Origin of the sequence: Azospirillum sp. TSO22-1, from assembly GCF_003116015.1 — a bacterium.
In the GTDB taxonomy this organism is placed as follows: Bacteria; Pseudomonadota; Alphaproteobacteria; order Azospirillales; family Azospirillaceae; genus Azospirillum.
In genome coordinates this window covers 1-1297 of record NZ_LGQZ01000154.1, presented here as the reverse complement: position 1 = coordinate 1297, position 1297 = coordinate 1, and the positions used below count along the sequence as shown (strand labels likewise).

Genomic DNA, 1297 nt, shown 5'->3' with positions numbered 1-1297 from the left:
AGGAGCTGGCCTCGCAGGCCGAGCAGCTGCAGACCGCCATCGCCTATTTCCGCACCGACGAGCAGGGCGCCGCCACGCCGGCGCGGAGCGAACCGGCCCCGGCCGCGAAACCGGTGCGCGCGAACGGCGGCGCCAAGCCGACGCCGCCCCGCGCCGCCAAGGCGCGGCTGGGCAACGGCAAGGCCAACGGCGGCTTCGCCCTGAACCTGAACGACGCCGGCGACGCCCTGGACGCCCAGTTCCAGCGGCACTGACCCGCGCCGCGTGTGACTTACGACCCGAGCCGCGGATCTCCCGCGCCGGGTGAGACGAGTGGAGGAAACGATGATCAGCCTGTCGCGAATGAGTGTGCGCGCGAAACTCTTCCTGCTGCCATGTGTCTCGATCGTGGCGATGCTGATCCTCAGCGCGATCTTCCTGGCCGAATCCCGCACCCAGATGATGGACGACCAGAAGGCCAAGGTGCGGGCCGTGGTCGCGCAGGCGCGTAGCATCGTCAACGACCTGGAGGTCCGCGCCGAACGGCGCGAGTTCCCGTCCGAACAGGCGCAGGCCACCGCCCGCAACGCGCTGCGCGCCGTGCGCTACGAAGGCAACGAGTACGTCTTCGTCTTCGCCGATAACGGCGACGTCATCCTCAACGGCGCCAAGCCGGAACTGGAAGGCAAGAGCCAGTGGGACGCCAAGACCCCGGCCGGCCAGTACTTCGTCCGCGACCTGGTCGCCCGCGCGCAGGAGGGCGGCGGCTTCGTCGAGTACCTGTGGCCGAAGGACGGCGCCCCGCAGCCCATGCCGAAGGTCAGCTACGCCGAGAAGAGCAAGGCGTGGGGCTGGGTGATCGGCAGCGGCGTCTACATCGACAACGTCGACGCCCTGTTCTGGGCCAGCGCGGTGCAGGGCAGCCTGATGGCTCTGGCCTTCGCGGTCATCACCTTCGCCATCGCCTATCTCATCGGCCGCGGCATCACCAGCAGCCTGACCCGCGTCGGCGGCCTCGCCAAGGCGGTGTCGGAGGGCGATCTGACCGCGGTCGCCGAGGTGACCACCCGCGACGAGATCGGCGAGCTGGTCGGCCACATCAACCAGATGGTCGAGCGCCTGCGCGGCGTGGTGACGGAGATCTCGACCGCCGTCGCCAACGTCTCCGCCGGCAGCCAGGAGCTGTCGGCCAGCGCCGAGCAGCTCAGCCAGGGCGCCACCGAACAGGCCTCGGCTGCCGAGGAAGCGTCCTCGTCGATGGAGGAGATGGCCTCCAACGTCAAGCAGAACGCCGAGAACGCCGGCCAGACCGAGAAGA

1 protein-coding gene and 1 pseudogene are annotated in these 1297 nt (G+C 69.6%); both read left to right on the top strand.

Going from position 1 to position 1297, the window contains the following annotated elements; translation table 11 throughout:
* Positions 1-254 (top strand): annotated as a pseudogene (locus TSO221_RS35755) (hypothetical protein); the annotation flags it as partial.
* A gap of 70 nt (positions 255-324) precedes the next feature.
* Positions 325-1297 (top strand): methyl-accepting chemotaxis protein (locus tag TSO221_RS31080; protein WP_146208959.1); only part of this gene is annotated, 973 nt, incomplete at its 3' end.